This is a genomic window from Pseudomonas huaxiensis, assembly GCF_003231275.1.
Lineage (GTDB): Bacteria > Pseudomonadota > Gammaproteobacteria > Pseudomonadales > Pseudomonadaceae > Aquipseudomonas > Aquipseudomonas huaxiensis.
In genome coordinates this window covers 78,195-104,620 of record NZ_QKVL01000022.1, presented here as the reverse complement: position 1 = coordinate 104,620, position 26,426 = coordinate 78,195, and the positions used below count along the sequence as shown (strand labels likewise).

Here is a 26,426-nt window from a genome sequence, read left to right as displayed (position 1 = left end):
CTGTTCATACAGAGCCTAGATGCTCATCACCATCTGCCCGCTGTCCACCCGCAACTCGACGCCGTTAACCGCCCGCGCCTCGTCGCTGGCGAGGAACAGCACGCTGGCCGCCACGTCTTCGGGCCGGCACATGCGGTTCATCGGGTCGCTGTCGATGGTCAGGCGCTCAGGGTCCAGACCAACGGGGAAGCCACCACTGGTCATGTCGGTCAATACGCCGTCCGGGTGCAGGCTGTTGCAACGGATGCGGTACTTGCGCCGTCGGCAGAACGCCGCCACCGAACGGGTCAACGCCGCCACTGCGCCTTTCGAGGCGCTGTAGGCGAGGTAATCGTCGCGCCCGGCCAGGGCGGCGATGGACGACAGGTTGATGATCGAACCGCCCCCCGTTTTCATCAACCCGATGGCCTCGCGACAGCCGAGGAACACGCTGTCGGCGTTGACCCGCATCAGCCGGTGCCAGTCCTCCAGCGTGGTTTCCTCGATGGTGCCGGGGATCAGGATCCCGGCGTTGTTGACCAGGATATCCAGCCGCCCGAAACGCTCACGCACCTCGCCCATCAGTTGCTGCCAGCCTGCTTCGCTGCTGGCGTCATGCGGGGTGAACAGCGCCGCGTCGCCGATTTCGGCGGCCAGGGCTTCACCCGCCGCCCCATCGATATCGGCGATCACCACGCGGGCACCTTCCCGGGCCAGCAGGCGCACGCTGGCCCGGCCAATACCCTTGGCACCGCCGGTGATCAGGGCGATCTTGTCGTGCACCCGGCCGGGGAGTTTCTGTTGCAGTTCAGTCATGACAGGGCCTCATCGGCAAATTGCGCTTGGTTCAGTGTTTCTCGGGCTGCGGCCTGACCGGCGCGACGGCCGGAGAACACGCAGTCGGCCAGCGACAGACCGCTGATATACAGGTGCGACGGAATCCCCACCGCGGCGCGGCCAGCGGCATACAGGCCGGGAATCGGCTGAGCGGCGACGTCCAGCACCGCGCCGCTCTGCTCATCGACCCGCAGGCCACCGAGGGTCAGCGCGCCCAGCGGGAAGATCGGGTTGCCCACGGAAATATCGCAGGCCTGGAACGGGCCTTTTTCCAGCGCCCGGCGCCCGCCACGGGACTTGCCGAAGGGATCGCCGATCTCGCCACGGGCCGCGGCATTGTTGGCCTGGACCGACTCGCGCAAGGCCGCCGCATTCATCCCGGTAGCCCGGGCCAGTTCATCGAGGCTCTTGCCCTTGCGCACCTTGAGCAGCATCAGCGCCAGGGCCGGCACGCTCTGGAACCACCAGTAGCCGCCAAACAACGCTTCGCGAATGGCTTTCCAGCGCAGCGGCGCATCCAGCACCAGCCAGGCGCGCCCGCCCTGCTCTTCCATCAACGGCTGGCCGAGGGTGGCGCCGTAGACTTCTTCGTTGCAGAAACGCCGACCTTCGGTGTTGACCACGATGCCCTTGTGCCAACTGTACGGCGGGTTGATGAAGCGCCAGGCCGAAACCCGCTCCAGGCGGTCGCTGGCGGCGCCGACGCTAAGCCCAAGGCGCAGTCCGCTGCCGTCGCAGCCGGTGGCACCGACCTTGAAGTTGCGGCGAAATTTCGGCGCGTGCTGGGCGATCAGTTCGCGGTTGAAGATGAAGCCACCGGTGCTGAGGATCACTGCCTTGCTCGCATGGACCAGCACCGGCCGGGCGAAATCGCGCTCCAGTTGGCTGGCGCGCTGGCGCAGTCTGTCGCAGTAAGCCGGGGCGAAATTCTGCAGGCGCTCGGCGCGCTCGATCCATTTCGCATGCAGCGTCGCCTGCTCGCTGCCCGGCGGCAGGCGCCAGAATTCGGCGCCGATCACCCGACCGCTGCCATCCTGCACCAGGCGTTTTGCCGCCGCCTGCAGCAGCGTGCGAACCCCGGCCTTGAGGCAGGCGCTTTGCAGGTGGGCATAGAGCACCGCGCCGCACTGGCCCTTGCCGGCGGTGCGGTGACCGCGCGGGGCCGGAGGGTTGACGCCGCCATAAAGCGGCACCAGTTCGTTGCCGGAGTAGTACAGGTAATAGCCGTCCTGCGGGTAGGAGGTCTTGCCACCCGGCGGGACTTCGTGGGAGTACGGCGCGCCATGGCTTTCCAGCCATTCCAGGTTGGCCACGCTGTTGTCGCAGAAGCGCCGCAGGGTGTCATCGCTGACCACGCCCTGGGTTTCATGCTTGAGGTAGTCGAACATCGCGTCGGAGCTGTCGTTGTAGCCGGCCGCACGCTGTTGGCGGGTGCCGCCACCGGCATACACCACTCCGCCGCTTTTCGCGCTGGCACCGCCACCGCGAAAGCGGTCGGCCACCAGCACATCAGCGCCTTCGGCCCGCGCCTGCAAGGCGGCGCAAGCACCGGCTGCGCCCCAGCCGAGCACCAGCACTTCGCACTGCGCGTCCCACTTCAATGACCCGCTGTCGTCCACCTGCAACGGCGGCAGAACCGGCGTCACCCATCCCTTCCCGGCGCTCATGAAGCCTCCTTGGCCAGGTGGTTGGCGGCGACATAGCCGAAGGTCATGGCCGGGCCCAAGGTGCCGCCGGCGCCCGGATAGCGGGTGCCCATCACCGACGCCGAGCAGTTGCCGATGGCGTACAGGCCGGGGATCGGCGTGCCGTCTTCGCGTACCACCTGGGCATGCTCGTTGGTCAGCAGGCCGCCCTTGGTGCCGATGTCGCCGGCGTCCAGGCGCATGGCGTAGAACGGCCCCTTGCGCAGCGGCGCCAGGCACGGGTTGGGCTTGATATTGCAGTCGCCGTAATAGCGGTCGAAGACGTTGCCGCCCCGGTCGAAATCAACATCGACCCCGGTGCGGGCGTAATCGTTGACCTTGCTTGCCGTAGCTTCCAGGCCGGCGGCATCAACGCCGATCTGCCCGGCCAGGTCGGCCAGGGTGTCGGCCTTCCAGTACAGGCTGTTCAGCCATTCCTTGCGCAGGCGGCTGTCGGGCATGACCTGGGCCGGCATCAGCGGGCCCATGGCGTAATTGAAGCGAAAATGCGCGTCAAAGATCACCCACGCCGGCACGCTGCGCCCGCCGCTGTGCTGGTTGTCGCGGTGCATGGCGTCGACGAATTCCAGGTACGGCGCCGCCTCGTTGACGAAGCGCCGGCCCAGGCCGTTGACCACGATGGCGCCGGGGAAGGCGCGCTCGGCGAAGATGCCGCGGGGCTTGTCTTCGCCCGGCACGGCGATGGTCGGCGCCCACCAGGCCCAATCCATCAGCGCGGTGGCGGCGCCCTCCTTCATTCCGGCCAGCAACGCGGCGCCGGTGTTGTTGCCGGGCGGCGTGGCGCTCCAGGTCATTTCGGTGGGTTTGGGCAGGTACTGTTCACGCAGCGCCTGGTTCTGCTCGAAACCGCCGGAGCCGAAGATCACCCCGAGGCGGGCGGCAATGCGCAGTTCCTGGCCGTCGCGATTGACCACGATCCCGGCGACCTTGCCGTCGTCCATCAGCAACTCGCTGAAGTCGGTGTTGAGCCACAGCGGCACGTTGCGGTCCATCAGCGAGCGGCGCAGCGCTGCCACCAGCGAACTGCCGAGGGCGGCGCGGCGGTCGTATCTGCTTTTCTTGCGCCATTTGAAATCGAGTTTGTAACGCAGCATCAAGCCGAGAATCAGCAGGCGCCAGCCAAAGCTGCGGGCCATGACCTTGTGCGCGTGGCGCGCGGTCCAGGCGATGCGGCCCATCAGCAGGGTCGAGGGCGATGGCTTGCGCAGATTGTCCAGTTCGTCTTCGAGCAGGCTGGTGTCGAACAGCTCCGGGTCAAGGGTCCGGCCGCCGGGCAGCGCGCCGGGCAGATGCGGGTAGTAATCCGGGTATTTCGCCGCCACTGCGTAGCGCACACGGCTGTTGCGCGTGAGTGCTTCGATCATCTTCGGCGCGTTGTCGAGGTAGGCTTCGAGGCGGGCCGGTTCGACATGCTCGCCCGCGGACGCTTGCAGGTAGGTGCGTGCCAGCTCGCGGCTGTCGTTGCCGCCGTGGCGAGCGAAATAGTGATTGTTGGGGATCCAGATCCCGCCGCCGGAGATCGCCGAGGTGCCGCCGTACTTGTCGCTTTTTTCCACGATCAAGACACGTAGGCCGTGATCGGCGAGAAACACCGCCGAAGTCATCGCACCCGCGCCCGAGCCGACGACGATCACGTCGTAGGCGGATTGAGACTGAACTTGAGCCGTCATTGTTGTTATGCCATTAGCTGAGGTCAGGAAAGGCCGGCGGCGTGTGCGGCCGGCGGCTGATTCCATCTTCAGCGGGTGGCGGGGTGGGGATCATCGTCAAAGCGGACTAGGTGGGCCTTATCGCGACGGTTCGGCGCCCCGACAAGCTCGCTCCTACAGGGATCGCGCTAATGAACCTGTAGGAGCGAGCTCGCTCGCGATGAGGCCATCAGCTTTTACACCACAGCCCGCCGCCCCACCCAAGGCCGGTCCTGCTCCAACTGACTGGCAATCCGCAACAACCCATCCTCCCCGCCCAGCCGCGCGGTAAACATCATGCCTACCGGCAATCCGCCCTCGCTCATGCCCAGCGGCAAGGAAATCGCTGGCTGGCCGCTGACGTTGGCCAGCACGGTAAAACCGGCACTGCCCATGGCCCGGTGGGCATAACTGTCCCAGCCCTGATCAAGGGTGAGCAAGCCCATTTCCGGCGTCAGGTTGGCGGTGACCGGCGAAAGGATCAGGTCAAAGCGCTCGAAGTGCTTTTCCATCGCCGCGCCGATGCTTTCGAACGATTGCCGCGCCCGGTACAGCGCTTCGCCATTGGCGCCCTTGGCCCGTTCCAGCACCACCTGAGTGATCTGCTCCAGATCCTGAGGAGTGGCAGCGCGGCCCAGCGCTTGCTCGCGGTCATGGACCAGGCTCAACAGCGCAGTGCCGATCACCGCGCCGTGGGCGCCGAACAGTTGTCGTGGGTCGATGCCGAGGTTCAGCTCTTCCACCTCATGACCCAGGCCGAGCAATTGCTTGATGGTCTGCTCCAGGGTCGCGGCGATCGCAGGGTCCAGCGGTGCGCCGGTCAGTGACTGGCGGACCACGGCGATGCGCAACTTGCCCGGATCGCGGCGCAGTTCTTCGACGTAGGGGCGTTCCACCGGCGCGGCCCAGTAGGCGCTGCCGGGCTCATGACCGTGGCCAGCATCAAGGAACAGCGCCGTGTCGCGCACGCTGCGTGACACCACGTTGCCAACACTGGCGCCGAACCAGCCCTCGAAATGCGCCGGGCCGCTGGGGGTGCGGTAGCGGCCGGGCTTGAGCCCGACCAGGCCGCAATAAGACGCCGGGATACGGATCGAGCCGCCGCCGTCGGTGGCGTGGGCCACCGGCACGATGCCCGCCGCTACCGCCGAGGCGGCGCCACCGGACGAACCGCCGGCGCTGTGGCCGAGGTTCCACGGGTTGCGGGTCAGGCCCCAGGCCAGGGATTCGGTGGTGGTGGTCAGGCCGAATTCCGGGCAGGTGGTCTTGCCGAACGGCACCGCGCCGGCCCGCTCGTAACGGGCGATCAGGGTGCTGGTGAACGGCGCGGGCGGCGCGTCCTTGAACAGGCGGCTGCCGTTGCTGGTGGTGGTACCTTGCAGGTAGGTATTGAGGTCCTTGAGCAGCACCGGCACGCCGGCCAGCGCACCCTGGGTCTGCTGACCGGCGGCGCCGCGCTGGGCCAGCAGCTTGCGGGCGTAGTCCTCGTGCAGCATGTTCACCGCCTGCACCTTGGGATTGACCAGCGCGTGGCGGGCCAGGGCGGCGTTGAGCAGGGTTTCGGGCGAGAGTTCGCCCTTGCGCACGGCCTCGGCCATGGCCCAGGCATCCAGGGATTGGTAGTCGCTGGCGGAAAGGTCGCCAGCCTGGACGCTGGCGAATCGGCCGAGCAGGCCGATGCCGGCGCTGACGGCAGTGGCTTTGAGCACGGTGCGGCGGGGGATTTCGGTGGTCATGGAGGGCACCTTTTTAGTTATTTATGGTTTTAGGGGCATCGCGACGGTTCGGCGCCCCGACAAGCTCGCTCCTACAAGGGGCTGCGGTCGGCTATCTGTCAGGCAACATTGAACCGCGCCGAAAGCTGATCCAGCGCCCGCGCCAGTTGCTCCAGGTCCGCTGCCGCCACGGCGCTGCGCCCGGCACTCGCCGACAGCGCGCCGGTACCCGCCGAGACATTCTCGACCCGCACGACCATCTCGCGGGTAACGCGAACCTGTTCGTCGATCACTGCGGCGATGGTGTCCACGCTGCGGATCACGTCGTCGGTGCCGGTGCGGATCTGCGCCACGGAATCACCGGCTTCGTGGGCCAGATTGACGCCTTCGCGGACCCGCAACACCACGCGGCCCATGCCATCGACCACGGCGCGGGTGCCTTCCTGGATGCGTTGCACGGTGATGTCGATCTCGCCAATGGAGCGCCCGGTGCGCTGGGCCAGCAACCTTACTTCATCGGCGACCACGGCAAAACCGCGCCCCTGCTCCCCTGCCCTGGCCGCCTCGATCGCGGCATTCAGGGCCAGCAGGTTGGTCTGCTCGGCAATGTTGCGGATAACGTTGAGCACATCGCTGATTTCGGCGGAAAACACTTCCAGTTCGTGGATATGCACCGCGGTGTCGCTGATCACGTCGCTGATGCGGTTCATTTCCTGGGCCATGTCGCGGATAAAGCCTTCGCTCTTGCCCGAACGCCCCGCCGAGTGCTGGGTGATATCGCGGGACACGCCAACATGGTTTTCCACCTCGCCGATGGAGCCAGACAGGTGTTCCACCGCGCTGGAAATGCCGCGCACCGCCTCGCTCTGCTGCTGGGTCGCCACTGATGCCAGTTCCGCCGACTCGGCCAGGTGCGCCGCCTCGCGGCTGACCCGCTGGACCAGTTCGCGCATCTGCGAGATCAGGCCATGCAGGCTGTCGCGCATGGCGGCGGTGTCGCCGAGCATCAAGGCAAATTCATCGCGACCATGGATCACGATGGGTTGCGACAAGTCGCCCCCGGCAATTGCGCGCATGCTCGCCGAAGCCTGGCCGAAGGCGCGGCGCAGCCGGCCCAGGGTGGTGAGCGCCGTGGCGCTGCCCACCACCACACCGACCACACCCAACAACAGGTACGCCAGAACGGTACGCTGGTAACGCCGCTGCGCCGCTTCATACGCCTGCTCCGCCGCAGCCTGTTGCAGCGCCTGCAACTTGCCCAGTTCGACGCCGGCGGCGCTGCCGGCCGGTTCCGCCACACGCAGGAAGGAAATGATCCCCGGCAGGCGGAAATCACCGGCGCGCAGCGACTCCAGCAGGATCGTCAGTTCCTCGACCCAAACGGCGTAATGGCTTTCGAACGCTTCGGCGACCTGCTGTTCCTCAGCGCTCAGGTCGCGCTGGCGGTACTCGCTCCAGCGCTGGGTCACGGCCTGGCCGTTGGCTTCGATGGTGCCGAGGGTAACTTCCACCGAGCGGTCGAAGGCTGCCATCAGCGGTCCGTCCGGATCCTGCAGGACCGCCAGTAACGCCTGTCGCCGGCTTTCATCCAGGCGGTGCTGGATCTCGCCGAAGGTGAGCAGGGTCGCCAGGTTGTCTTCGTTGATGGTGCGCAGGCTGTCGCGCGCCTGTTGCAGCCCGTAGACGCCGAAACCGACGGCGGCGACGAACAGCAAGGTGGCTAGCAGCGCCCATATCCACAGGCGCTGAGCGATGGTGATGGCTTTGAACACGGTCGTTCCTCGCCCGGGTCAGTCGGAGGTGACCATGGCGAGCATCGTCGCCAGGTAGTGCTCGCCATAGGGTGGCAGCAGGCCCCACTCGCGGCGCGGGTCATGGGCCGGGGCCTTGAACACCGTGCGCAGGTGGCTGAATTCGAGGAAGCCCTCGCGGCCGTGGTAATGCCCCATGCCGGAGGCACCGACGCCACCGAACGGCGCGTCGTGCATCGCCGCGTGCATCATCACGTCGTTGAGGGTCACGCCACCGGACACCGTGCGTTCCAGCACCTGGCGCTGCTCGGCCGCGTCCTGGCCGAAGTAGTACAGGGCCAGCGGCCGCGGGCCGGCGTTGATCGCGTCGATGACCTGGCCGAGGTCGTCATAGCTGAGCAGGACCATGGCCGGGCCGAAGATTTCCTCGTTCATGATCTGCGCGTCCTGCGGCGGGTCGATCACCAGGCGCAGCGGGCGGCGGCGGTCGTTGGCGTCCAGTGGCAGCGCTTCCGGCAAGGATTCGATGCGAGCACCGCGCTGCCGGGCGTCGTCGATATAACCTTCGACCCGCGACAGATGACGCTGATTGACCACCGCCACCACGTCCGGGTTGCCCTGGATGCTCGGGTGCAGGCTGGCGTAGGCACTGCGCAGCGCGCTGATGAACGAGGTTTGCAGGTGGCGCGGCACATAGACCAGATCGGGGTTGATGCAGATCTGCCCGCCATTGGTGGCCTTGGCCACGGCGATGCTCAAGGCGGCCTGGTCCAGGTCCGCCGTGGTCGAGATGATCACCGGCGATTTGCCGCCCAGTTCCAGGGTCACCGGCACCAGATTCTGTGCAGCATTGCGCATCACCGCACGGCCAACGGCGGTGCTGCCGGTGAACACCAGGTGATCGAACGGCTGCGCGGTGAAGGCTTCGGCCAGTTCGGCGTCGCCGGTTACCACCGCCACTTCAAGCGGATCGAGGCGCTCGGCGCAGAGCCGGGCCACCAGCGCAGCGGTGTGCGGGGTCACTTCGGAGGGTTTGAGGATCGCCCGGTTGCCCGCCGCCAGTACCGACGCCAGCGGGCTGAACAAGGTGTAGAGCGGCGCATTCCAGGTGCCGATGATGCCGACGCTGCCCTTGGGCTGGTACATGATCCAGGCTTTGGCGCCCAATTGGTCGTAAGGCACGAACGGTGGGCGTTGCTCGTCCTGCATCCAGTGCGCGAGATGATCGCGGGCGTGCTTGAGGGAGGCCAGCGCGCCAAGCACATCGTTCATCAGCGAGAAACCGGCAGGACGGCCGCCGAAATCCGCGTCCATAGCCTCGGTCAGTTCGCCGTGGTGGGCCACCAGCAGGTCGATCACGCGCTGGATGCGGTCGCGGCGGGTCGCCGCGTCAACGGCGCCGGCGGCATTGAAGGCGCTTTTCTGCCGAGCCAGAAGGCCTGAAAGCGTGTCGACGGATGATGCGACTGAACTCATGCGTGTCCCCTTGCGAAGTGGCCTTCATGGCCTTGGCAGCGCCCGATGCGCCTTGGACCACGTTGCCCCGCCAGGCCCCGCCGCGCCTCGTCCGATCGGACGAGGATCGAGCAAAAGCGTTAGTCCGTTGAGACGATGTAGCGCGTTCGGCCGCGTCCAATACTGGCACCACGAAAACAACATCCATGAGGCCAGTCATGGCAACACAACACATCAGTTTCGATCCCCAGGCCTTCCGCGCGGCGCTCGGCACTTTCACCACCGGCGTGACCATCATTACCACCCAAGGCGAAGACGGTGCGCCGGTCGGCATCACCGCCAACAGCTTCAACTCGGTGTCGCTCAATCCGCCGCTGGTGCTCTGGAGCCTGTCCAAGCAGGCGCGCAGCCTGCCGGTGTTCAGCAGCGGCAAGCACTGGAACGTGCACGTGCTGTCCACCGAGCAGGAAAAACTCTCCGGCCGCTTCGCCACCCAGGGCGAGAACAAGTTCGCCGAGGTCGAGCTGGACCGCGGGATCAGCGAAGCGCCGCTGCTGCAGGACTGCACGGCGCGCTTCCAGTGCCGCACGGCGTTCCAGTACGAGGGCGGCGACCATGTGATCTTCGTCGGCGAGGTGCTCGCCTTCGACCACAGCGACCGTGTGCCTCTGGCGTTCCAGAGCGGCCAGTACGCTCTGACCACACGCAAGCCGCGCAACGAACTGCGCCTGGCGACCACCCCGCCGCCGCCCGAGTGCAGCTACACCGAAGACCTGCTCGGTTATCTGCTGGGCCGCGGGCATTACCAGGTGCTCAACGTGCTGCGGCACATGCTCAGCAACCAGCAACTGGACGAGCAGGCGTTTTTCATCCTTGCCGTGCTGTGCATTCGCGACAACCTCAACCTCGACGAGATCAACACCTTCGTCAGTTACACCGGGCATGTGGTGACCCTGGCCGGCATGCGCTTCCTCGAACGCCAGCAACTGGTGGCGATCGAAGGCGATGACGACGACCTGCGTTTCGTCCTCACTGCCAAGGGCCGCGAGACGTCATTGCAGCAGGTTGCGCTGGCCAAGGTGGTGGAGCAGGAGTTGACCGCCAAGCTCGGCATCGCCGATGCCCAGGCGCTGAAAGTGCTGCTCAAGCGCCTGATCGTGGTCAGCGACCCCGGCTTGCCCGACCTCTGGGCGCCGCGATGAGCGCGGCCGTGCCGGCCCTGTCGGCGGCGCCGGTGGGCTGGCGGGCCCATGGTCTGCTGGCGTTGCTGGCGGTGGTATTTGCCGACAACTTCGTCGGTCGGCAGATCCTCGCGGTGATGATCGAGCCGGTGAAGGCCGAGTTCGGCGTCGGCGACACCGCGATGGGACTGATTTCCGGGCTGGCCTTCGCCGTGGTCTACGCGGTCATGGGCCTGCCCGCCGGACGGCTGGTGGACCGCCTGCCGCGCACCCGTTTGCTAGCGGCGTCGTGTCTGCTCTGGGCCTTGGCGACCATGGCCTGCGGGGTGGCCGGCAGTTTCCTGCTGTTGGCGCTCGCGCGGATGGCGGTGGCGGTCAGTGAATCACCGACCACCTCGGCCTCGCTGTCGTTGATCGCCGACCTCTATCCGCCGCAGAAGCGCTCGTTCGCCATCAGTTGCTTCACGGCGGCGCCGACATTCTCCTCGATCATCGGCCTGAGCGTTGGCGCCTGGGTGGTGGAGCACTACGGCTGGCGCGTGGCATTTATCGCCCTGGGCGTGCCGGCGCTGTTATTTGCGGCAGCGCTGGCCTTTATCGTCCGCGACCCGCCTCGCGGCCGCTGGGACCTCACGCCCCATGCTCCCGGCGTGTCTCCCGGCCTGACCGCCGAAGCCCGTGGCCTGTGGGCCTTGCCGGCGTACCGGCAGTTGATCCTGGCGGGCGGCCTGACCACCCTCAGTTCCTACGCCATCGCCATGTGGAACACCAGTTTTCTGGTGCGCTCCCATGACCTCTCGCTGCAACACGCCGGAATACTGGCCGGGGTGATCTGCGGAACTGCCGCAGGCGTCGGCGGGCTGTTCAGCGGCTGGCTCAGCGACCGACTCAGCCGGCGTGACGCGCACTGGCAATTCTCGATCCCGGTCATCGGCCACCTCACCGCCATGAGCGCCCTGACCACGTACCTGCTGTGGCCCGACACCGTGCTGCTGCACCTGGGCAGCCTGCCGGTGCCGACGGCGATGCTCTGGTGTGCGCTGTACAGTTTTTTTGCCGTGTGGTGGGTGGCGCCGTCCTACAACCTCGTCACCCAACTGGTGCCGGCCAACCGCCGTGGCGCGGCAATGGCCCTGCAGACCATCGTCAGCACCTTGCTCGGGATCGGCATCGGTCCGCTGCTGGCCGGGTTGCTCAGTGATCTGCTGTTGCCGCTGGCCGGCGAGGATTCGCTGCGCTACGCGCTGTTGCTGGTGAGTCTGCCGGTGCTGGGTTCGGTGCTGTTGCTGCTGCGCACCTCGCGGCAAGTGAATCGATAGCGTTGTCAGCGCTATCGACCCTTTCCCTCAACGCCGATTGCTGAAACCGGTGATGGCCTGACGGGCCGTGTCGGTTTCAAGCATCCGCGCGAAAACGCGCGCTTCCTCATCAATACGCTCGCGCAGGGCGGGCGCATCGGCACTCTTCAGCAGGCGTTTGGCTTCCATCAATGCTGCCAGTGGCTTGGTCGCCAGCGTGCGCGCCCGGGCCAGGGTGCTGTCGAGCACCTGCGCAGGTTCCAGCACCCGATTGACCAACCCAGCCTGCAACGCCGCCTCGGCGTCGAACGGCTCGCCGAACAACAATGCCTCGGCAGCCCGCTGATAACCGAACACGCGGGGCAGCAACAGGCTGGAGCCGGCTTCGGGACACAGCCCGAGATTGACGAACGGCAGACTGAAGCGCGCGTTGCTGCTGGCATGCACCAGATCGCAATGCAACAGCAGCGTGGTGCCGATGCCCACGGCAACGCCGCAGACCGCGGCCACCAGCGGTTTGGGGAAACTGCTGACGGTACGCAAAAACTCCCAGACTGGCGCATCAAGGCGGTCAGGCGGATTGCTGATGAAATCGGCCAGATCATTGCCGGCGCTGAACACCTGCTCGCTGCCCTGAAACAGCACCACGGCCAGTGCCGGGTCGTGTTGCGCCTGTTGAAGCAGCTCGGTCAGGCGCTGGTACATGGGCACGGTCAGGGCGTTTTTCTTGGCTTCGCGGTTGAAGGTGATGATGAGGACGCCGGAGTCCTCACGGGTCAGGATGTCGGTCATGACACTCTCGCTGATTGACGGGGCCCAGCAATACCCCGCCCCCATCAGCCGCGAAACGTCCGGATTGAGTAGGCGTGAAGCGTCAGCGTCGCTCATCCGAGAGCGGCGTCGGCTGGTCCGGCTCGGGCACGGGCGTGCCTTGCTCCGGATCATCCGGCACACGCTCGATATCGGTGGGTTCTTCCGAGCGCTGAGGATCACCGTTGACGTTGGGGTCGGTGACCGGATCGGTGCCGCGTTGCGGGTTGTTCAGTGGGTCTTTCCAGAGCGGGTCATCTTTGGGCGAGTGCATGATGCGGTCCTCGGTTGGGGTGCCTGATCATTGGAAGGGGCAACAGAACCCGGAGTGCCGGGCAGCCGATCAACGGAGCAACGCTGTTAAAGTGGCAAGCCGCTACCGAGGGAGATCACCATGCCTGTCCGCCCAGCTCACCCCCAGGATGCACACCTGCTGCCCGCCATCGAGCGTTCGGCAGCAGAGGCGTTTCTTGCCGTTGAGCGGTTGGTGTGGGTCGCGGCCCATCAGGTGCTGAGCGTCGAAGAACACTTGGGGTTCATCAACAAAGGCCTGCTCTGGGTGGCGGTGGATGAGCAGGACCGGCCACTGGGTTTTCTCTGTGCAAGCATTCAGGACGACGGCTTGCACATCGATGAATTGTCCGTGGCACGCAGCCATCAAGGACAAGGCCTGGGGCGGGAGTTGATTGCCACTGCCGAGGCGTGGGCTCAGGCGCAACGCTTCACGGCATTGACCCTGACGACGTTCAGGGAGGTGCCGTGGAACGCGCCCTTCTATGCCCGGCTGGGTTTCACCTGCCTGGACGACGGGCAGTTGAAGGGCTTTCTGCAGCAGCAAATAGCCCATGAGCACGCGCTTGGGCTGCCGGGACGTTGCGCAATGTGCAAAGCATTGTCCGTCCCGGCCTGAACACTACTGCTGTTCTTGCCCTTTCTCGGCTTCGGCCGCTGCCTGCTGCGCGGCGCGCAAGGCCTCGATCGTTTGTTCCAGCAATTCCACCTGCTTGAGTAGCTGGCGCCGTTCGCCGCCCACCAGTTCCAGTTGCTGGCCCTGGGACTGGAACTGGCGCTGCAGTTCTTCGCGCGCGCCCTGGGACTGCGCCAGATTGGCGCTGAGGGTGCGGGTTTCCAGCGCGTGTTGCTCTTGCTGGTCCTTGAGGTGCTGGCATTCGCGCTGGATATGCCGCGCCTCCACCAACAACCGCTCGTTGTCACGGTTGAGCCGGGTGGTTTCGTCCTGCTTGATGACCAGGGTCTGCTGCAACTGACGCAGCTCCGTCTGCAACTGCTGAACCTGCGCTTCGTGCCGGCGCTGATCCTGCTCGCGCTGCTCACGGCTGGCGGTACGGTAGTGTTCCAGTGCATCGCGGGCGTGCTGGTGCTTGTCTTCCAGCGAGGCGATCTGCTCGTCCTTGTCGGCCAGGCGCACATTCAGCTCACCAACCGCCTGACTCAGCGTGGCATTGCGCGTGTGTTCGCTCTGCAGGCTGCTGCGGGCAGTGGCCAGTTCCGCGGATTCAGCGGCCAGCGCCGCGCCCTGGATCTGCAATTGCTGCTGCGCCGCTGCCAGTGCTTGCTGGCTTTCCTGCAACTGCCCTTTCAGCACAGCGTTTTCCACATCGAACGACTTTTGCGCCTCTTCGACACAGGCGTCGCTTTCTTCACGCAACTGCTCCGCCAACTGCTTTACCAGGCTCATCAGCGATGAACTGAGGTCCGGCACGCTGGTGGTAGCGGGCGGCTTCTGGATTTCCAGCTCTTTGAGGTAGCGATGAATGGTGGTTTTCGATCCGGTATTGCCCAGTTCGATACGCACCGCATCGATGCTCGGATGCTCGCCCCGGGCCAGGATCGCCTGACGGGCCTTGTGCACGACTGCTTTGTTGATACCACCGCGGGCCATGTCTGTGTTCCTGCTATTTCATAATGTGGTACGTATCATGTATTTACATACCAAAAAGATCAAATTAATTTTCATGTCTTGATGAAAATTAAGGTGAAATAATAACGATTTATCAAATCAGAGGCAGTTTTCACCCGTCAGAAAGTGGGCAGATGCCTCGTTTAATCAAAAGTGAGAGCTGTTTCATAAGAGGTCGGCCAAGAAAGTGGCCAAGCCGGCACTAGCGCCCTGCGGATCAGGTGAACAGGTGCTGTGATCAGGACGCCTGATGCAAGACGAGCATGCGGGGGAGTTGGCGGAACGCCGGCAGCGCAAAGGCGCGAGCAATGCCCCTTAAGGCATTGCTCGCGATGCGGATAAAAATCTCGTATACCATATCCGCAACTTCCTTCAGACCGGCCATGCACCGTGAAACCACCTCGACTCAACGCACCGGACCTGGGCAACATCCCCTCCACCTCGGAAATCATCACCCGGCATCTACGCGACGCCATCGTCGCCGGGCAATTCGCCGAAGACGAACCCATCCGTCAGGACGACGTCGCCAGCCAGTTCAACGTCAGCAAGATTCCCGTACGCGAGGCACTCAAGCGTCTTGAGGCCGAGGGGCTGGTGATGTTCCAGCGCAATCGCGGAGCAATGGTCACGCGCATGTCGGAGTCGGAACTGGCGCAGATGTTCGAAGTGCGCATGCTGCTCGAAGACAAGGCGCTGCGCCTTGCCATTCCAAACATGACCGAAGCCACTTTTCAGCAGGCCGAGGCGATCTGCCAGGAATTCATCGGCGAAAACGACGTGGGACGCTGGGCGGAGCTCAACTGGGAACTGCATGCCTGCCTGTATGAGCCTGCGCAACGGCCGTTTCTGGTGAATCTGATTCGTTCGGTCAACGACAAGCTGGAGCGTTACCTGCGCATGCAGATGAGCCTGTCTTCCGGCAAGGACCGCGCCGATCATGAGCATCGCGAGATTCTTCAGGCCTGCCGTGACGGTGATGTGGAACGAGCAGTAGCGCTTCTCGATGAGCACATCGCCGGGGTGTGTAAAACACTGTTCGAACATCTGCCCAGCGCCGGTAAGTGAGCGCCCGCAACCACCCTCCAGCACAAGTGTCACCGGTGTTCCCTCGAGGGGCATGAGTTCCCCGCCATGCTCCGATATGTAACACCGTCAGCCAGCGCCTGACCGGACCTCCGAGTCAGCAATCAGCCTGTAAGGCTTATCCCACAACGACCTACGAATGATTACCGCCGACGAGCCAAAAACAGGCACGCCTGTTGCTATGTTTATATCGTATACGAAATTCCTAATCCGATATTCAGTGCAAACCAACACGAGGCCTCCATGAAAAAGCAATCCCTCGCTTTAGCCCTCAGCGCAGTACTTGGTTCGAGCTTTATGGCCACCGCTCAGGCAGACAAGCTGGACGACATCATCGGCTCCGGCAAACTGCGCTGCGCAGTGACACTGGACTTCCCACCGATGGGTTTCCGTGACGCCAGCAACGCCCCCGCAGGTTTCGATGTGGACTATTGCAATGACCTGGCAAAAGTCCTCGGGGTCGATGCTGAAATCGTCGAAACCCCCTTCCCCGATCGCATCCCCGCCTTGATCTCCGGTCGCGCTGACGTGATCGTCGCCTCCACCTCCGACACCCTCGAACGGGCCAAGACCGTCGGCCTGACCATCCCGTACTTCGCCTTCCAGATGGTTGTATTGACCCGCGATAACACCGGCATCAATAGCTTCGACGACATCAAAGGCAAAGCCCTGGGCAACACCAGCGGTACCTTTGAAGCCCTCGCCCTGGAAAAAGACGTGAAGAGCTGGGGCACCGGCAGCTTCCGCGCCTACCAGTCGCAGAACGACACCATCCTGGCCGTTGCCCAGGGACATATCGACGCCACCGTGGTGACCAACACCGTTGCCGCGGCCACCCTGAAGTCTGGCAAGTACAAGAACCTCAAGGTCGCTGGCAACGCACCTTACGTGGTCGACTTCGTTTCCCTGGGGGCCAAGCGCAACGAGTACGGCCTGCTCAACTACCTGAACCTGTTCGTCAATCAGCAGGTACGCACCGGGCGCTATAAAGAGTTGTTCGTCAAATGGGTCGGCACTGATATTCCACCGACCGACCTGACCGTCCCGCACGTCTACTACTGAGGCACCGGCCATGTCAGGTTCAGTCATCCAGTTGACCGGGCGCAGCCTGGTCGCAGGTGCGGCCCAAGGTGAACTGCTGTTCGCCGAGGTCGGCCTGAGTTTCTGGGGCGGCGTCGATTCGTTCACCGGTGAAGTGATCGACCGCCATCACCCGCTCAGCGGCCAGTTGCTGGCCGGGCGAGTACTGGCGATCCCCAGTGGCCGTGGTTCGTGCACCGGCAGCAGCGTGCTGATGGAATTGATCAGCAACGGCCATGCGCCGGCCGCCCTGGTGCTGGCTGAAGCCGATGAAATCCTGACTCTGGGCGTGTTCGTCGCCGAGGCTTTGTTCGAGCGCTCCCTGCCGGTGCTGTGCATCGGCAAGGAAGATTTCGCACGCTTGCAGGGCGGCGCCTATGCAAGGGTCGATAACGAGGTCCTGAACCTGTATGAACACGCGCCGGCCGACCTCTGGCATGCGCGCTCCGCGACTATCGAGCGCGCGCCCTCCAGCGTGCAACTGAGCAGTGATGATCTGGCCATGCTTGATGGCAAGTACGGCAAGGCCACTCAGGTGGCCATGCAGCTGGTGGTGCGCATGGCGCAGTTACAGGGTGCCACACAGTTGCTGGACATCTGCCAGGCGCACATCGATGGCTGTATCTACACCGGCCCGGCCAGCCTGCATTTTGCTCAACAGTTGATGCGCTGGGGCGCGGCGGTACGCGTGCCGACCACCCTCAACGCGATTTCCGTCGACCAGCGGCGCTGGCTTCAACAAGGTATCGATCCCGCGCTGGGCATACCGGCCAGTACGCTGGGCGATATCTACATGGCCATGGGTGCGCAGGTCAGTTTCACCTGCGCGCCCTACCTGCTCGACAGCGCGCCAACGCTGGGTGAGCACATCGGTTGGGCCGAGTCGAATGCGGTGGTGTACGCCAACAGCGTGCTCGGCGCGCGCACCTTGAAGTATCCCGATTACCTTGATATCTGCATTGCCCTGACGGGCCGTGCGCCGTTGATCGGCTGCCACCTGGACACTCAGCGCAAGGCGCAATGGCAGGTCAGGGTGCCTGCGGCAAGCAACCTCGACGATGCCTTCTACCCACTGCTCGGTTACCACATCGGCCTCATGGCCGGCGGCCGCATCCCTCTGTTGCTGGGACTGGAGCTTGCCGCACCGAGTCTTGATGACCTCAAGGCGTTCGGCGCGGCATTTGCCACGACCCCCAGCGCGCCGCTGTTTCACATTGCCGGGGTAACCCCCGAAGCGCTTGACCCGGCCCAGGTGCTGGCAGCCGATACCTCGGCGACCGTTGAAACCGTGCGCCTGAGCGACCTGCTCGTGAGCTGGCGAGAGCTGAACAGCGCCTGCAGCGCCGAAGTCGATGTGGTGTCGCTGGGCAACCCGCACTTTTCCTTGAGCGAGTTCGCCCGGTTGGCCCAGCTATGCCAGGGCCGGCACAAACACCCGGCAGTGGTCATCGCCGTCACCAGCGGGCGCGAGGTGCTGGAACAGGCGCGCAAGGCCGGCCACATCGCGGTGCTGCAAGACTTCGGCGTGCAACTGGTGACGGACACCTGCTGGTGCATGCTCGGTGAACCGGTGATCCCGCCGCAGGCGCGCACGCTGATGACCAACTCGGGCAAATACGCCCATTACGCACCGGGGCTGGTTGGCCGTTCGGTGCATTTCGCCAATCTCGCCGAATGTGTCGATGCCGCTTGCTCCGCCAGGGCCAGCGGTCGTCTGCCAGCCTGGCTGGAACCTGCCGTACCAGAGGAGACACTGCCCCATGTTTGACTACACCTTCCAGTGGCGCGCAGCGTTGCGGGCGCTGCCCGACATGCTCAACGGCGCCTGGGTGACGTTCGAGACCGCCGCGTTGTCGATGATTTTCGGCGTGCTGATCGCCCTGGCGCTGACGGTCATGCGCGAAGCACGCCACCCGTTGCTGCGTGGTTTCGGCAATGGCTGGGTGTCGATTGCGCGCAACACGCCGTCGCTGTTCCAGATCTACATCCTGTATTTCGGCCTCGGCTCGATGGGCTTGCACGTCAGCTCGTGGGTGGCTCTGCTGGCCGGGATTACCTTCAACAATGCCGGTTACCTGGCGGAGAACTTTCGCGGTGGCCTCAAGGCTGTGCCTGCCACCCAGATACGTGCCGCCCGCTCGCTGGGCATGAGTGCCTTCCAGGCCTACCGGATGATTGTCGTGCCGCAGTTGCTGCGCATTGTGTTCTACCCGTTGAGCAACCAGATGGTCTGGGCAGTGCTGATGACTTCGCTCGGGGTCGTCGTCGGCCTCAACAACGACCTCACCGGGGTAACCCAGGAATACAACGTCAAGACCTTCCGCACCTTCGAGTTCTTCGCCATCGCGGCGGTGCTGTATTACCTGATCGCCAAAGCGATCGTTGCGGTAGCCCGGCTCCTGGCCTGGCGGCTGTTCCGCTACTGAGGACCTGTTCATGCTCACTACCGGTTTTACCTGGAACGACCTGCTGTTCATGCTCGACGGCGCCTGGGTCACTCTGCAACTGACCTTCTGGGCGATCCTGCTGGGCTCTTTCGCCGGCCTGTTGTTCGGCCTGCTTCGGGCGTTGGCACCCAGGGCCAGCCTGCCACTGGCATGGGTGCTCGACGTGTTTCGCAGCGTACCGTTGCTGATCCAGTTCGTGCTGTTCAACGCGTTCAAGAGCATCGTCGGCCTGAACATCAGCGCGTTCACCGTCGGCTGCATCGTGCTTGCTGTCTACACCGCCGCGTACTTCACCGAAGTGGTGCGCGGGGGCGTCCTGTCGGTGTCACCGTCGGTGCGCCGGGCCAGCCGCTCGCTGGGCCTGAGCTTTTTTCAGGACCTGCGCTACATCGTCCTGCCGATGGCCACCCGCGTGGCCTTCCCCGGCTGGCTGAACCTGGTGCTCGGGGTCATGAAAGACACCGCCCTGGTGATGTGGATCGGCATCATCGAACTGCTGCGCGCTTCACAAACCATCGTTACCCGTATTCAGGAGCCGCTGCTGGTGCTGTGCATCGCCGGCCTCATTTACTACGTCATGAGCCTGGTGGTTGCACGCCTGGGCGCTCGTCTGGAAAGAAGGTGGCAAGAAAATGATTGAGATCGACAACGTACACAAATCCTTCGGCAATCTCGAAGTGGTCAAGGGCGTCAGCCTGACGGTGAGCAAGGGCGAAGTGGTTTCGATCATTGGCGGCTCCGGCTCCGGAAAATCCACCCTGCTGATGTGCATCAACGGCCTTGAACCGATCCAGAAAGGCAGTATCCGCGTCGACGGTATCGAAGTGCACGACAAGGCCTGCGACCTCAACCGGCTGCGGCAAAAGATCGGCATCGTGTTCCAGCAGTGGAACGCCTTCCCACACCTGACGGTGCTTGAGAACGTCATGCTGGCACCGCGCAAGGTACTCGGCAAAAGCAAGCAGGAAGCCGAAGAACTGGCCGTGAGGCAACTGACCCACGTCGGCCTCGCTGAAAAGCTCAAGGTGTTCCCCGGCAAGCTATCCGGTGGCCAGCAACAACGTATGGCGATTGCCCGCGCCTTGGCCATGTCGCCGGACTATATGTTGTTCGATGAAGCCACCTCGGCCCTCGACCCGCAACTGGTCGGCGAAGTGCTGGACACCATGCGCATGCTGGCCGAAGACGGCATGACCATGGTCCTGGTGACGCATGAAATCCGCTTTGCCCGGGATGTATCCGACCGTGTGGCGTTCTTCCGTAACGGCCTGGTGCACGAGATCGGCTCGCCCGATCAGGTCATCGGCAACCCGCTCAAGCCAGAAACCGCCGAGTTCCTCAAGTCGGTCAAGTAACCCTCAGCCCCGGAGGCAATCATGAGCAAGCGCGTAAACTGGAGCGGCGTGTTTCCCGCGGTCACGACCCAATTCAATGACGACTTCTCGATCAACTACGAGAAGACCCATCAGGTCATCTCCAACGTCATCCGTGACGGTGTTTCGGGGCTGGTGGTGTGTGGCTCGGTTGGCGAAAACACCTCGCTGACCACTGAAGAAAAAATCGCCGTCACCGAAGTCGCGGTGGATGCCTCTGGTGGTCGGGTGCCGGTGATCTGCGGGGTAGCCGAATTCACCAGCATTGCCGCCGCGAAAACCGCCAATGCCGTGCGCCAGGTCGGCGTTGATGGCGTGATGCTGATGCCCGCGCTGGTCTATGGTTCCAAGCCCCACGAAACCGCCGAACACTACCGCTACGTTGCCAGGCACGCTGACGTGCCGCTGATGGTCTACAACAACCCGCCGATCTACAAGAACGACGTCACCGCCGAGATCCTGATTTCGCTGGCCGACTGCGACAACGTGGTGTGTTTCAAGGACTCCTCGGGTGACACCCGCCGCTTCATCGACGTACGCAATGAAGTGGGTGACCGCTTCGTGCTGTTTGCCGGGCTCGACGACGTCGTTCTGGAGAGCATCGCCGTGGGCGCCGAAGGCTGGGTCTCAGGCATGTCCAACGTGTTCCCCAGGGAAGGCGAAACGATCTTCCGCCTGGCCAGGGCCGGACGCTTTGCCGAGGCCATGACGATCTACCAGTGGCTTATGCCGATCCTGCACCTGGATGCCCGCGCCGACCTGGTGCAGTGCATCAAGCTGTGTGAAGAGATCGTTGGGCGTGGCAGTGCCCTGACCCGACCGCCGCGCCTAGCGTTGCTCAAGGAAGAACATGATTATGTCCAGGCGATCATGCGCAAATGCCTGGACAACCGCCCTGCTCTGCCGGACGTCGGTCTCTGAGTCATTGCCCGGGCCGCCTTCCTAGAGACGGTCCGTTGTTGTCTACGCCAGGCGAATCAGGCTCATGTGGTTATAAAGATGCATTACATGTGCCTCGACGTAGTCCGCGTGGCTCAACGTGCCGTACGCGAAGTGTGGCTGCAACTCGCCTGGGTAGGCGGAGAATTCGCTGAAGGCCGTCTGCAAACGACTGAGCGCGAGAGCCTGGGTGGCCGGCTCACCCAGCGCAGGCGCGCCAGGAATGATCTCGCCCAATGGGTGGCGCATAGCCCCTCGCGCCGAAAATACACTAAACGCTAGCGGGCCTGCACTGCTGCGGAACCAAGCCGGTTTGAGTTCCGGGTAGCCCGTCATTGAGTATTCGATGCTCTGTGCGCAGTGGTTGAACACCTCTGCTGGCCCCCAGCCTTTGAGGCTCACCAATGACTGCCCCTCTAGCGTGCGTAAAAATCTTTGCGCGCCCTCGATGCTCAGCAGCCCAGGCCTGTCGCCTGTGGGTAAAGCTGCAAAACCCGCACTGAGGGCCACCACACTGCCCAACGCCGACAACTTCAATACCTGTCGTCTGTTCATTACATGCGCTCCGTTGCGTTGCAAAGGGCCTGTCACAAGGCGGCTACGACGCCCAGCAACTGGGCGCATGTTTCTCCAGCACAGATATGGCTGATCCCGACGCAATATAGCCACTAGCCACCACCATGAGAAGAGCGACAGAGCGCGGTATTTTCCTGCGCATGCTCTCATCGTATTGGCTTTCCACCACAGTCCAGAGAATCAAGCCGCCGCTCAAATCCGGAACTGACCCAACAGGCCCTGCAGGCGCTGGCCGATGGTGCGCAGCGCATCCACGGTCTGGACGCTGCTTTGGGTCTGGTCGGCAACGCTGTCAGTGGTGTTGGCGATCTGATGGACGCTGCGGTTGATTTCCACCGCCACCGACGTCTGTTCCTCGGCGGCGCTGGCGATATGGGCATTCATCTCGTTGATTGTGGTGATCAACGCCACAATCTCGCCCAGCGCCCGGTCGGCCTGGCCGGCCTGGGCACTCGCGCCCTCGCCAGCCTCGGTGGACTGGTGCATGGAACCCACCACGCTGCCGGTGGCCCGCTCCAGCCGTTCCAGGGTGACCTGGATTTCCTCGGTGCTGCGCTGGGTGTGACTGGCCAGCGCCCTGACTTCGTCGGCGACCACCGCAAAGCCACGCCCCGCCTCACCGGCCCGGGCTGCCTCAATGGCGGCATTGAGCGCCAGCAGATTGGTCTGACCGGCAATCGAGCGGATGACGTCGAGTACGGTGACGATTGCCGCCACATCGGCCTGCAATCCCTGCAAGGCACTTCCCGCGTCAGACAGGTTGGCGCTCAGGGACTGGATCTTTACGCTGCTGGCATCCACCACCTGGCGAGCATGCCGGGATTGCTGGTCGGTTTGCAGTGCGGCGTCCGAGGCGTGCTGGGCGCTGACCGCGACTTCCTGCGCCGCCGCCGACATCTGATTGACCGCGGCCGCCACCTGTTCGGTTTCCTGGCGCTGACGCTCCATGGCCTGATCTATCCGCCGGCATTGCTCCGCCACCTCGTCCACCGCGCCGCCCAATTGTTGCGCCATCGCCACGCTTTGACTGACCAGCGCATGAATCTTGTCGACGAAGGCGTTGAACGACACCCCGAGCCGGCCGAACTCGTCATCCCTTGTCACCGGTAGACGGCGGGTCAGGTCACCTTCGCCGGCAGCGATTTCATCGAGATGCGCGCGAATCCGGCCCAATGGCCGAAGGCTGCCGTTGACCAGCAGCCGGGCCAGAATAGCGATGACTCCGAGCAACCCCAGCGTCACCAGCGCGATCCCGCCGATCAGGCTGCGCATCCGCTCGGCGAGGTGAGCCCTGACCTCGACAACCCGCGCCTCGATACGGTCAAGATTGACGGCGGTGACCACCACCATGTCCCACTTGGGCAGGTAAAAGCTGTAGGCGAGCTTGGGCACCACCCGTGCGGTGTCGATCAACGCGCCTGAATAGCTGACGAAATGGCGTTCGCTTTTCGCGGCCGCCACCATCTCGCGGTTGAGATAGACGCCATTCTTGTCCTTGCGCTCACTCATATTGATTCCGACACCCTCACCGCTGTCGCCGCGAAACAGGCGTACGACCTGGCTGTCGTAACCGATGAAATAGCCGTCATCGCCGTACTTCATCCCTGACAGCCGGGCGATGGCCAGCGCCCGCCCGCTCAGATCTCCGGGCGTCGCCTGCTCATAGAGATCCGCCACTGCCGTACGGGCGATACTCGCGTAGTCGGCAAGCCGCTCGCGGGGCTCGGCCAACAGGCGTTCGCGGGTTTCGGCCACGTCCTGCTCGGCGCGAACCATCAGCGTGACGCTGGTGGCTACGCCGAGCAGTACCGCGAATACCAGCACAGGCAACAGGGTCAGCAACAGCATTTTCGATTTGAATGACACGGCTCTCTTCCTTTACCCAGACCCATGAATACCCTGACCGTCGGCGCGGCTTACCAGAGGACGATGTCGTAGGTCAGGTAAACGCGGTTGCTGTCCCGGCCACGGGAGAAATCGGAGCGGTAGACGTAGTTGCGCAGCTTCACGCCCAGTCCTTTGAAGGTGCCGGACTGCACCACGTAGGCCAGTTCGGTATCACGCTCCCATTCGTTGATCGTGCTGTTGGACTTGCCGTCGGTCCCGCTCAGGTAGCGGGCGGAGAACGTCAGGCCGGGCACGCCGACCTTCGCGAAGTCATAGCCGTAGCCGAGCATCCAGGTTTTCTCGTCTTCCTCGATGAACTTGCCGATGCCGACGTTACTGAAGGAGTAGACGGTCGCGCCGCTTATATAAGGAAGGCCCGCATCGCCACTGAGTTTCTGGTAGCCGGCGTTGAAGGTGTGGCCGGCCACGGCGTAGGACAGCAACCCGCTGAGCATGTCGTTGTCGATCTTGCCGCTGTACGCCGAACCGGTATCGGAGCTGCGGAAATAACGCAGGTCGCTGGTCAGCACGCCAGGGCCAAGCGGCAGGTCGTGCTGGATGCCGGCGAAATGCTGCCGGTAGAAGTTTTCCAGCTCCCCATGGAAATAGCTCAGGCGCAGGTTCTTGCCGAGCTTGTAATCGGCCCCGGCATAGTTGAAGTCACCGCTCTTGTCACCGCTGTAGCCGTCCGGCACCAGCGGCACGCTGTCGGTGGAGTCACGCAGCTTGAAGCGGTCGAGGTGCCCGCCGGTGAGGGTCAGGTTGTCGATGTCGGTACTGGTGACCTGCGCGCCCTGGTAGGTTTGCGGCAGCAGGCGCGCATCGTTGTAGATCAGTACCGGCGTCTTTGGCAGCAAGGTGCCGTACTTGACCGTGGTCTTGGCAAACCGCGCCTTGGCGGTCACGCCAGCGCTGGCGAACGCGTCGGCGGCGCGGCCATCGTCATGCACCGGCATCAATCCCGTGCCGCTGCGACCGCGGCCCGAATCGAGCCTGAAACCCGACAGGCCCATGGCATCGACGCCCACGCCTACGGTGCCGGCGGTAAAGCCGGACTGATAATCGAGCAGAAAGCCCTGGGCCCACTCGGTCCGTTCGCTTTTGGCGGTGCTCGCCGCACGGGCGCTCATGCCGTGTTCGTCACGGAAGTTCTCATTGAAGTAGACGTTGCGCAGTTGCAGCTTCAGCTTGCTGTCCTCGACAAAGCCTTCGGCATTGGCGGCTGCCAGCGGCAGCAGCGCGAACAGAGGAAACACGGCACCGCGGATAAGCAGAGTGTTCATGACAGGCGACTCATTGTTGTTATTGAAGGCGCAGCCCGGCAGACGCCCGCGGGATCGGGGGCGTGCCAGAAGGAGGGAAACGGGGGTACGTCAGGTAAACAGGCTGATGGCGCCGGTCAGCAGGGCCAGCGCGGTCACCACCAGCGAGGTGAGCACCGCCCACTTGACCGTGGCGCGCTGGAAGTCGCCGATGTCGCGGTCGACCATGCCCACCAGCAACAGGGTCGAGGCCACCAGCGGGCTCATGAGGTGCACCGGCTGGCCAAGGATCGACGCCCGGGCGATTTCCACCGGATCAATGCCATAAGCCGCTGCGGCATTGGCCAGGATCGGCACCACGCCGAAGTAGTAGGCATCGTTGGACAACACGAAGGTCAGCGGCATGCTGGTGATGGCCACCACCAACGGGAACAGGTGCCCCCACGACGGAGGAATCCACTCCACCAGGGTTTGCGCCATGGCGTCGACCATCTTGGTGCCCGAGAAGATCCCGGCGAAGACGCCCGCGGCAAACACCAGCAGCACCACGGTCATGGCGTTGCCCGAGTGGGCGAGGATGCGCTCTTTCTGGATGTCCAGTTGCGGGTAGTTGATCATCAGTGCCACGACGAAACCGATCAGGAACAGAATCGCCGAGTGCATGACCCCCATCACCAGCGCAATCATCACCGCGATCACCAGCACCAGGTTGACGTAAGCCAGCTTGGGACGCTTGTGCGGGGTGTCACCGAGAATCTGGTTGATGTAGCAGTCGCCACCGCCGCTTTGCAGTTGGATATTGCCGATGCGCTTGCGTTCGGCACGGCCCAGCAAGAAGGCAGTGAACACGACCCACATCGCGCCACCGATCATGGTCGGTAGCAAGGGCACGAAGTATTCCCCGGCGTCCAGCCCCAATGCCGCGATGGCGCGGGTTGCCGGTCCACCCCACGGCGTCATGCCGCTCATGATGCTCAACGACAGCATGGCGATCGTGGCCAGGATCATCGGGTTCATGCCGATGCGCTTGTACAGCGGCAACATGGCGGCGCAGGTGATCATGTAGGTGGTGGTGCCATCACCGTCCAAAGCAACCACCAGCGACAGCAGCGCGGTACCGATGGCGATCTTCATCGGGTCGCCGTTGACCCGTTTGAGGATCTTGCGGATCAGCGGATCGAACAGGCCGGCGTCGATCATCAAGCCGAAGAACAAGATCGCGAACAGCAGCAGCGCCGCCGAGGGAGCGACCATTTTCAGGCCGTCGAGCATCATTTTGCCGGTGGTGCCGCCAAAGCCACCGATAACGGCGAAGACGATCGGTACCACAGTCAGCGCGACAATCGGAGACAGGCGCTTGGTCATGATGAGGTAGGTGAACACCACCACCATGGCGAGGCCGAGCAGAGCGAGCATAGTGAATTCTCTTGTTGTTATT

General features: G+C 63.9%; 23 protein-coding genes and 2 pseudogenes. 10 read left to right on the top strand and 15 right to left on the bottom strand.

The window, feature by feature from the left end; genetic code table 11:
* Positions 1 to 15: 15 nt before the first annotated feature.
* The 6 genes from DM374_RS21105 to DM374_RS21080 all read right to left on the bottom strand — a co-directional run bounded on the left by DM374_RS21105 (position 16) and on the right by DM374_RS21080 (position 9,152).
* The gene (locus DM374_RS21105; RefSeq protein ID WP_110971643.1) at positions 16 to 795 is read right to left on the bottom strand and encodes an SDR family oxidoreductase; all 780 of its coding nucleotides are present in this window, start codon (positions 793 to 795) and stop codon (positions 16 to 18) included.
* Complete coding sequence (locus DM374_RS21100; RefSeq protein WP_110971642.1) at positions 792 to 2,483, bottom strand: FAD-binding protein; 1,692 nt, start codon at positions 2,481 to 2,483, stop codon at positions 792 to 794. Before DM374_RS21100 ends, DM374_RS21105 begins: the two co-directional genes overlap by 4 nt.
* Entirely contained in the window at positions 2,480 to 4,192 is a 1,713-nt protein-coding gene (locus DM374_RS21095) for an FAD-dependent oxidoreductase (RefSeq protein ID WP_110971641.1), read from the bottom strand. The genes DM374_RS21100 and DM374_RS21095 overlap by 4 nt, the downstream gene beginning before the upstream one ends.
* 215 nt (positions 4,193 to 4,407) lie before the next feature.
* Positions 4,408 to 5,946: an amidase gene (locus tag DM374_RS21090; RefSeq protein WP_110971640.1), complete on the bottom strand. Its 1,539-nt coding sequence runs from the start codon at positions 5,944 to 5,946 to the stop codon at positions 4,408 to 4,410.
* Positions 5,947 to 6,044: 98 nt separating this feature from the next.
* Positions 6,045 to 7,697 (bottom strand): methyl-accepting chemotaxis protein, encoded by a 1,653-nt coding sequence (locus DM374_RS21085; protein ID WP_110971639.1) that lies wholly within the window; start codon positions 7,695 to 7,697, stop codon positions 6,045 to 6,047.
* Between the two features lie 18 nt (positions 7,698 to 7,715).
* The gene (locus DM374_RS21080; RefSeq protein ID WP_110971638.1) at positions 7,716 to 9,152 is read right to left on the bottom strand and encodes a coniferyl aldehyde dehydrogenase; all 1,437 of its coding nucleotides are present in this window, start codon (positions 9,150 to 9,152) and stop codon (positions 7,716 to 7,718) included.
* Between the two features lie 197 nt (positions 9,153 to 9,349).
* On the opposite strand from DM374_RS21080, the gene DM374_RS21075 reads away from it, so the two are divergent.
* The gene (locus DM374_RS21075) at positions 9,350 to 10,333 is read left to right on the top strand and encodes a flavin reductase family protein (protein ID WP_110971637.1); all 984 of its coding nucleotides are present in this window, start codon (positions 9,350 to 9,352) and stop codon (positions 10,331 to 10,333) included.
* The gene (locus DM374_RS21070) at positions 10,330 to 11,631 is read left to right on the top strand and encodes a spinster family MFS transporter (RefSeq protein WP_177431588.1); all 1,302 of its coding nucleotides are present in this window, start codon (positions 10,330 to 10,332) and stop codon (positions 11,629 to 11,631) included. The genes DM374_RS21075 and DM374_RS21070 overlap by 4 nt, the downstream gene beginning before the upstream one ends.
* 27 nt (positions 11,632 to 11,658) lie before the next feature.
* Here DM374_RS21070 and DM374_RS21065 read toward each other — a convergent pair whose 3' ends face one another.
* Entirely contained in the window at positions 11,659 to 12,402 is a 744-nt protein-coding gene (locus tag DM374_RS21065) for an enoyl-CoA hydratase (RefSeq protein ID WP_110971636.1), read from the bottom strand.
* Between the two features lie 82 nt (positions 12,403 to 12,484).
* Positions 12,485 to 12,694 (bottom strand): hypothetical protein, encoded by a 210-nt coding sequence (locus tag DM374_RS21060; protein ID WP_110971635.1) that lies wholly within the window; start codon positions 12,692 to 12,694, stop codon positions 12,485 to 12,487.
* 120 nt (positions 12,695 to 12,814) lie between these two features.
* Here DM374_RS21060 and DM374_RS21055 point away from each other — a divergent pair, with 120 nt between their 5' ends.
* Entirely contained in the window at positions 12,815 to 13,330 is a 516-nt protein-coding gene (locus DM374_RS21055) for a GNAT family N-acetyltransferase (protein ID WP_110971634.1), read from the top strand.
* A gap of 3 nt (positions 13,331 to 13,333) precedes the next feature.
* On the opposite strand, the gene DM374_RS21050 is transcribed toward DM374_RS21055, so the two are convergent.
* Together DM374_RS21050 and DM374_RS33230 are read right to left on the bottom strand one after the other, a co-directional pair.
* Complete coding sequence (locus DM374_RS21050; protein WP_110971633.1) at positions 13,334 to 14,323, bottom strand: DNA-binding protein; 990 nt, start codon at positions 14,321 to 14,323, stop codon at positions 13,334 to 13,336.
* Positions 14,324 to 14,579: 256 nt separating this feature from the next.
* On the bottom strand, positions 14,580 to 14,726 hold the full coding sequence (locus DM374_RS33230; RefSeq protein ID WP_157969731.1) for a hypothetical protein: 147 nt from the start codon (positions 14,724 to 14,726) through the stop codon (positions 14,580 to 14,582).
* 5 nt (positions 14,727 to 14,731) lie between these two features.
* Between DM374_RS33230 and DM374_RS21045 the strand changes: the two genes are divergently transcribed.
* The 7 genes from DM374_RS21045 to DM374_RS21015 all read left to right on the top strand — a co-directional run bounded on the left by DM374_RS21045 (position 14,732) and on the right by DM374_RS21015 (position 21,245).
* Positions 14,732 to 15,406: a GntR family transcriptional regulator gene (locus DM374_RS21045; protein ID WP_110971632.1), complete on the top strand. Its 675-nt coding sequence runs from the start codon at positions 14,732 to 14,734 to the stop codon at positions 15,404 to 15,406.
* 261 nt (positions 15,407 to 15,667) lie between these two features.
* On the top strand, positions 15,668 to 16,486 hold the full coding sequence (locus DM374_RS21040; protein ID WP_110971631.1) for an ABC transporter substrate-binding protein: 819 nt from the start codon (positions 15,668 to 15,670) through the stop codon (positions 16,484 to 16,486).
* Between the two features lie 10 nt (positions 16,487 to 16,496).
* Entirely contained in the window at positions 16,497 to 18,272 is a 1,776-nt protein-coding gene (lhpI, locus tag DM374_RS21035; RefSeq protein WP_110971630.1) for a cis-3-hydroxy-L-proline dehydratase, read from the top strand.
* Positions 18,265 to 18,930: an amino acid ABC transporter permease gene (locus tag DM374_RS21030; RefSeq protein WP_110971629.1), complete on the top strand. Its 666-nt coding sequence runs from the start codon at positions 18,265 to 18,267 to the stop codon at positions 18,928 to 18,930. The genes lhpI and DM374_RS21030 overlap by 8 nt, the downstream gene beginning before the upstream one ends.
* A 10-nt stretch (positions 18,931 to 18,940) precedes the next feature.
* Positions 18,941 to 19,591 (top strand): amino acid ABC transporter permease, encoded by a 651-nt coding sequence (locus DM374_RS21025; RefSeq protein ID WP_110971628.1) that lies wholly within the window; start codon positions 18,941 to 18,943, stop codon positions 19,589 to 19,591.
* Positions 19,584 to 20,306 carry an amino acid ABC transporter ATP-binding protein gene (locus tag DM374_RS21020; RefSeq protein ID WP_110971627.1) on the top strand — a complete coding sequence of 241 codons (723 nt, stop codon included), beginning with the start codon at positions 19,584 to 19,586 and terminating at the stop codon, positions 20,304 to 20,306. The genes DM374_RS21025 and DM374_RS21020 overlap by 8 nt, the downstream gene beginning before the upstream one ends.
* Positions 20,307 to 20,327: 21 nt before the next feature.
* The gene (locus DM374_RS21015; protein WP_110971626.1) at positions 20,328 to 21,245 is read left to right on the top strand and encodes a dihydrodipicolinate synthase family protein; all 918 of its coding nucleotides are present in this window, start codon (positions 20,328 to 20,330) and stop codon (positions 21,243 to 21,245) included.
* A gap of 42 nt (positions 21,246 to 21,287) precedes the next feature.
* Here DM374_RS21015 and DM374_RS21010 read toward each other — a convergent pair whose 3' ends face one another.
* The 5 genes and pseudogenes from DM374_RS21010 to DM374_RS20995 form a co-directional block, all read right to left on the bottom strand.
* Positions 21,288 to 21,818 carry a DUF1569 domain-containing protein gene (locus DM374_RS21010; RefSeq protein WP_110971625.1) on the bottom strand — a complete coding sequence of 177 codons (531 nt, stop codon included), beginning with the start codon at positions 21,816 to 21,818 and terminating at the stop codon, positions 21,288 to 21,290.
* Between the two features lie 213 nt (positions 21,819 to 22,031).
* A pseudogene (locus tag DM374_RS34420) lies at positions 22,032 to 22,604 on the bottom strand (methyl-accepting chemotaxis protein); the annotation flags it as partial.
* A 285-nt stretch (positions 22,605 to 22,889) separates the two neighbouring features.
* Positions 22,890 to 23,615, bottom strand: a pseudogene (locus DM374_RS34415) (cache domain-containing protein); the annotation flags it as partial.
* A gap of 140 nt (positions 23,616 to 23,755) precedes the next feature.
* The gene (locus tag DM374_RS21000) at positions 23,756 to 25,009 is read right to left on the bottom strand and encodes an OprD family porin (protein ID WP_110971623.1); all 1,254 of its coding nucleotides are present in this window, start codon (positions 25,007 to 25,009) and stop codon (positions 23,756 to 23,758) included.
* Positions 25,010 to 25,099: 90 nt separating this feature from the next.
* Positions 25,100 to 26,404, bottom strand: coding sequence for a CitMHS family transporter (locus DM374_RS20995; RefSeq protein WP_110971622.1), 1,305 nt, complete (start codon positions 26,402 to 26,404; stop codon positions 25,100 to 25,102).
* Between the last annotated feature and the right edge of the window lie 22 nt (positions 26,405 to 26,426).